The organism is Synechococcus sp. R55.7, assembly GCF_047461955.1.
Taxonomy (GTDB): Bacteria; Cyanobacteriota; Cyanobacteriia; order Thermostichales; family Thermostichaceae; genus Thermostichus.
Genome location: NZ_JANSIC010000166.1, coordinates 1 through 4,392, shown reverse-complemented (window position 1 = coordinate 4,392; position 4,392 = coordinate 1). Strand labels below are relative to the sequence as shown.

Annotated in this window: 4 protein-coding genes; all 4 read left to right on the top strand. The window is 64.8% G+C overall.

Annotation, left to right across the window (positions count from 1 at the left end; all coding sequences use genetic code 11):
- The first annotated feature begins 280 nt into the window (after nucleotides 1-280).
- Genes NW820_RS09235 through radA form a run of 4 tightly spaced genes read left to right on the top strand, consistent with a single transcriptional unit; the run spans nucleotide 281 to nucleotide 4,252 of the window.
- Entirely contained in the window at nucleotides 281-901 is a 621-nt protein-coding gene (locus tag NW820_RS09235) for an AMMECR1 domain-containing protein (protein WP_414407326.1), read from the top strand.
- Entirely contained in the window at nucleotides 891-1,655 is a 765-nt protein-coding gene (locus NW820_RS09230; RefSeq protein ID WP_414407325.1) for a pantothenate kinase, read from the top strand. Before NW820_RS09235 ends, NW820_RS09230 begins: the two co-directional genes overlap by 11 nt.
- Nucleotides 1,656-1,708: 53 nt before the next feature.
- Nucleotides 1,709-2,845, top strand: coding sequence for a chorismate synthase (gene aroC / locus NW820_RS09225; protein ID WP_414351901.1), 1,137 nt, complete (start codon nucleotides 1,709-1,711; stop codon nucleotides 2,843-2,845).
- A 12-nt stretch (nucleotides 2,846-2,857) separates the two neighbouring features.
- On the top strand, nucleotides 2,858-4,252 hold the full coding sequence (gene radA / locus NW820_RS09220; protein WP_011433126.1) for a DNA repair protein RadA: 1,395 nt from the start codon (nucleotides 2,858-2,860) through the stop codon (nucleotides 4,250-4,252).
- The last annotated feature ends 140 nt before the right edge of the window (nucleotides 4,253-4,392 follow it).

The window sequence follows — 4,392 nt, the reverse complement described above, 5'->3', positions numbered from 1 at the left end:
GTGGTCAACTGTTCTGGGCGCGGCGACAAGGATCTAAACACCGTTTTCAAGTATTTGCAGCAGCGGGGACGTAGCTTTTAGAGTACGGTTGTTGTGACCACCAACGGGATTCTCTTGGGTGTTCACCTGCCGAGTTCACTTCACGGTTCGATTGCTGGGTCTTCAAGGACTCCGTCCCGCTAACGCGATCGGCCTGCTCCTGGCTGCGGGGCTGGGCTTGTGGACGGGATCCCTGCCGCAGCCTTCTGAGACAACTGCCCCTGTTCCTCCGCCGGAGTCCATGGGTGCCTCGCACCGCTTACGGGATCGCACTGGCGGGACGGAGTCCGATTCAGAAGGGATCCCCTCTCCCAGCCGGCGACAACCTCTCCCTGACACCCTGCCGGCGCTGGCGCGTCAGGCCATTGCCTACTACTTCGCCACCGGCCAGGTGCTGCCACCTCCAGAGGAGATCCCGCCCCACTGGCGGCGCTCTGCGGGGGTTTTTGTAACGGTGAGTACAGAGGGTCGGCCCCGCGGCTGCTGGGGCAGCTTGGATCCCAGCGGCGAGGACCTGGTCAGGGCCACCATCCGGGCGGCGGTGGGGGCAGTCACCCGCGATTGGCGCTACGTACCTCTGCAACCCGGGGAGCTGGAGTCGGCCTCCATTCAGGTAGCCATTGTGCGGCGGGTGGTGCCCATTGCGTCGGCGGGACGGAGTCCTTTTGCCGCTGTGGAGCAGGTGGATCCCACCCGCATGGGCCTATTTGTCCGCTCTGGAACCCGGGGAGCGGTGTTGCTGCCGGGAGAGGCTTTGACGACAGAATGGCAGCTTGCTACCGCTAAGAGGTTGGCCGGGATCCCTGCCGACCAGCCGGTGGAGCTGTTTCGCGTGGAGGCAGAGCTGCTGCATGAGTTTTGAGGAGGGGGCAGATCTCAGCGCTTCGCACCGTTGTCGTGAATGGCTGGCAGCCGTGCTGGGCAACACTCACGTGCGCTGGGGCTGGTTTGTGGAGGAGACCCTGGTGAAGGTGGAGCAGTTTCCTGCCCACCAGCCCTTGTCCTGGCCGCAGCAGACAGAGCTGTGGCTGGCTCCTGTGGGCTCTGCTCCCCTGCCGCCGGAATCCCCTTGGGTGCATCGATTGGAGCTATCGCAGGTGCCGCTGCGGGATCCCTACCCGGGGTTGGGGCTGGATCGGGCTTTGGCCCTGTGGGCTGCTGGGATCCACTACGGCTGGCCCTGTTTGGTCATCGACGCGGGTACTGCCCTGACCCTCACAGGAGCTGACTCTGAAGGATCCCTGGTGGGAGGGGCCATCTTGCCCGGCCTGGGGTTGCAGGCGCAGGCGTTGGCTGATCACACAGCCCTGCTGCCCAAAGTGCAGTGGGATCCGCAGGATCCCTTGCCCCCTCGCTGGGCCAACGACACCGTGGCTGCCATCCGCAGCGGCATCCTCCACACCCTCTTGGCTGGCTTGCGCGAGTTCATTGCCGACTGGCGTCGCCGCTTTCCCCAAGGCCCCCTGCTGCTGACCGGCGGGGATGGGAAGTGGCTCCACCCTCACTTGGGCCCGCTTGACCCAGAGCTGCGCTGGGATCCCCACCTGGTGTTGCGGGGAATTGCCGGCTGCCGCCAGCTGCACCGCACTGCCCGCCACTCCCCTAGTGCAGAATAGAAAACAGTCTCTCCCAGCCGCCTGCGAGTAACGGCTTCTTGCTTGGGGATCCCATGGCCAACGGCAACTCCTTCGGTGTCCTGTTTTGCGTGACCACCTATGGCGAGTCCCACGGGGGGGCGGTGGGGGTGGTGGTGGATGGCTGCCCGCCGCGGCTGCCCTTGAGCGAGGCCGACATTCAGGCAGAGCTGGATCGGCGGCGTCCTGGCCAGAGCCCCATCACGACGCCCCGCCAGGAAGCGGATCGCTGCCAGATCCTCTCCGGGGTTTTTCAGGGCTTTACGCTGGGCACCCCCATCCACATCCTGGTGCGCAACCAGGATGCCCGCCCCCAGGACTACCAGGAGATGGCCACCACCTTCCGCCCTTCCCATGCCGATGCCACCTACCAGGCCAAGTACGGCATCCGCAACTGGCAGGGGGGCGGACGGGCCTCAGCGCGAGAAACCATTGGCCGGGTGGCTGCCGGGGCCATTGCCAAGAAGATCCTGCGCCTAGCGGCAGGGGTGGAGATCCTGGCCTACGTGCAGCGGGTAAAAGACGTGGAAGCCCAGGTGGATCCCAGCTCGGTAACTGCAGAGCAGGTGGAGGCCAACATCGTCCGCTGCCCCGATCCCCAAGCGGCGGCGGCCATGATCCAAAAAATTGAGGAGGCGGCGCGGGAAGGGGATTCGCTGGGGGGAGTGGTGGAGTGTGTAGCCCGCCGCGTGCCCCGCGGACTGGGATCCCCGGTGTTTGACAAGCTGGAGGCCGACTTGGCCAAGGCGGTGATGTCCCTGCCAGCCAGCAAGGGGTTTGAGATTGGCTCGGGGTTTGCCGGCACCTACCTGACGGGCAAGCAGCACAACGACGAGTTTTACATGACCCCCGGCGGCTGGCGCACCCGCAGCAACCGCTCCGGCGGCATCCAGGGGGGCATCAGCAACGGCGAAGACATCGTCCTGCGGGTAGCCTTTAAGCCCACTGCCACCATTCGCCAGCCTCAAAACACCGTCACCCTCAATGGGCAAGAGACGGTTTTGGCGGCGCGGGGACGCCACGATCCCTGTGTCTTGCCGCGGGCAGTGCCGATGGTGGAGGCGATGGTGGCCCTGGTCCTCTGCGACCATCTGCTGCGCCACCACGCCCAGTGCGGATCCCTGGTCTTGCCGGAGGTGCCCCTCCCTGTCGCCGCTGCTCCCCAGGCCTAGGAGTCCCCGGCTATGGCCAAGGCCAAAACCGTCTGGGAGTGCAGCCAGTGCGGCGAGCGCTATGCCAAGTTTTTGGGCCGCTGCGACCATTGCGGCGCCTGGAACACCCTGACGGAAGTGGTCGTCGCCCCAGCGGCCAAGTCCCCACGGGCCCAAGCCCTCGCTCCTAGGTCCAACCGCGCCAATGGGATCCCCCGGTCGGCCCTCCCCCTCTCCCAGGTCTCCTCAGATCGCCACCCTCGCCTCTCCTCCGGCTATGGCGAGTTTGACCGGGTGTTGGGAGGTGGCATTGTGCCGGGATCCCTGGTGTTGATTGGCGGGGATCCGGGCATTGGCAAGAGCACCCTGCTGCTGCAGAGCGCTGCCCACCTGGCCAAGAGCGGGCCCATCTTATACGTGTCGGGGGAAGAATCAGCCCAGCAGATCAAGCTACGCGCCGAGCGGCTGGGGGTGGAAAGCGAGCAGCTCTACCTCTTGGCCGAGACCGACTTGGAGGCCATCGTGGCGGAGATCCAGGCTCTGCAACCGCAGGTGGCGGTGATCGACAGCATTCAAGCCATCTTCTGGGGGCAACTCACCTCGGCGCCGGGATCCGTTTCCCAGGTGCGGGAATGCACCGGCCTGTTAATGCGGCTGGCCAAAAAACTGGGGGTGGCTCTGCTGATTGTAGGCCATGTTACCAAAGACGGATCCCTGGCCGGGCCGAAGGTGCTGGAGCATTTGGTGGACACGGTCTTGTACTTTGAGGGGGATCGCTTCCAAAGCCACCGCCTATTGCGCGCCGTCAAAAACCGCTTTGGGGCAGCCCAGGAAATGGGTGTTTTTGAGATGACCGCCTCTGGCTTGGTGGAGGTGGAGAACCCCTCGCAGCTTTTTTTGAGTAGCCGGGATCAGGCCATGCCCGGAACAGCCACCATCGTTGCCTGCGAGGGCACCCGCCCCTTGGTGGTGGAAGTGCAGGCCCTAGTCAGCCCCACCAGCTACAGCTCCCCCCGCCGCACCTCCACCGGCATTGAAATCAACCGCTTTTTGCAGATCTTGGCCGTGCTGGAAAAACGGGTGGGGATCCCGCTTTCCAAATACGATGCTTACATCGCCTCTGCCGGCGGCATTCAGGTAGCCGAGCCAGCTGCCGACTTGGGGGTAGCAGTGGCCGTGGCCGCCAGCTTCCGGGATCGCCAAGTGGATCCTTTTACAGTCCTGATTGGCGAGGTGGGACTGGGGGGGCAGGTGCGCCCGGTGGCCCAGTTGGAGCAGCGCTTGAAAGAAGCCAGCAAACTGGGGTTTCGCCACGCCATCATCCCCAACAGCCCTGTGTTGTCGGATCACGGCCTGCGCCTGAGTCGGGTGCAGCGGGTGTTGGAAGCCCTGCTGGTGGCTGTGCCCGGTTCCCAGAGCGCAGAGTGAACATCCCCTTGCCTTCCACCCGTCGCCGGCTGCTGGGCTCTGCTGCGCCTATCTCCAAAGGCCAAGCAAGGACTCCGTCCCGCTAACGCGATTGGACTCCGTCCCGCTAACGCGATTGGACTCCGTCCCGCTAACGCGAT

Coding starts and splice junctions, on each gene's coding strand:
- NW820_RS09235 (WP_414407326.1), top strand. CDS start 281: ATGGGTGCCTCGCACCGCTTACGGGATCGCACTGGCGGGACGGAGTCC.
- NW820_RS09230 (WP_414407325.1), top strand. CDS start 891: ATGAGTTTTGAGGAGGGGGCAGATCTCAGCGCTTCGCACCGTTGTCGT.
- aroC (WP_414351901.1), top strand. CDS start 1,709: ATGGCCAACGGCAACTCCTTCGGTGTCCTGTTTTGCGTGACCACCTAT.
- radA (WP_011433126.1), top strand. CDS start 2,858: ATGGCCAAGGCCAAAACCGTCTGGGAGTGCAGCCAGTGCGGCGAGCGC.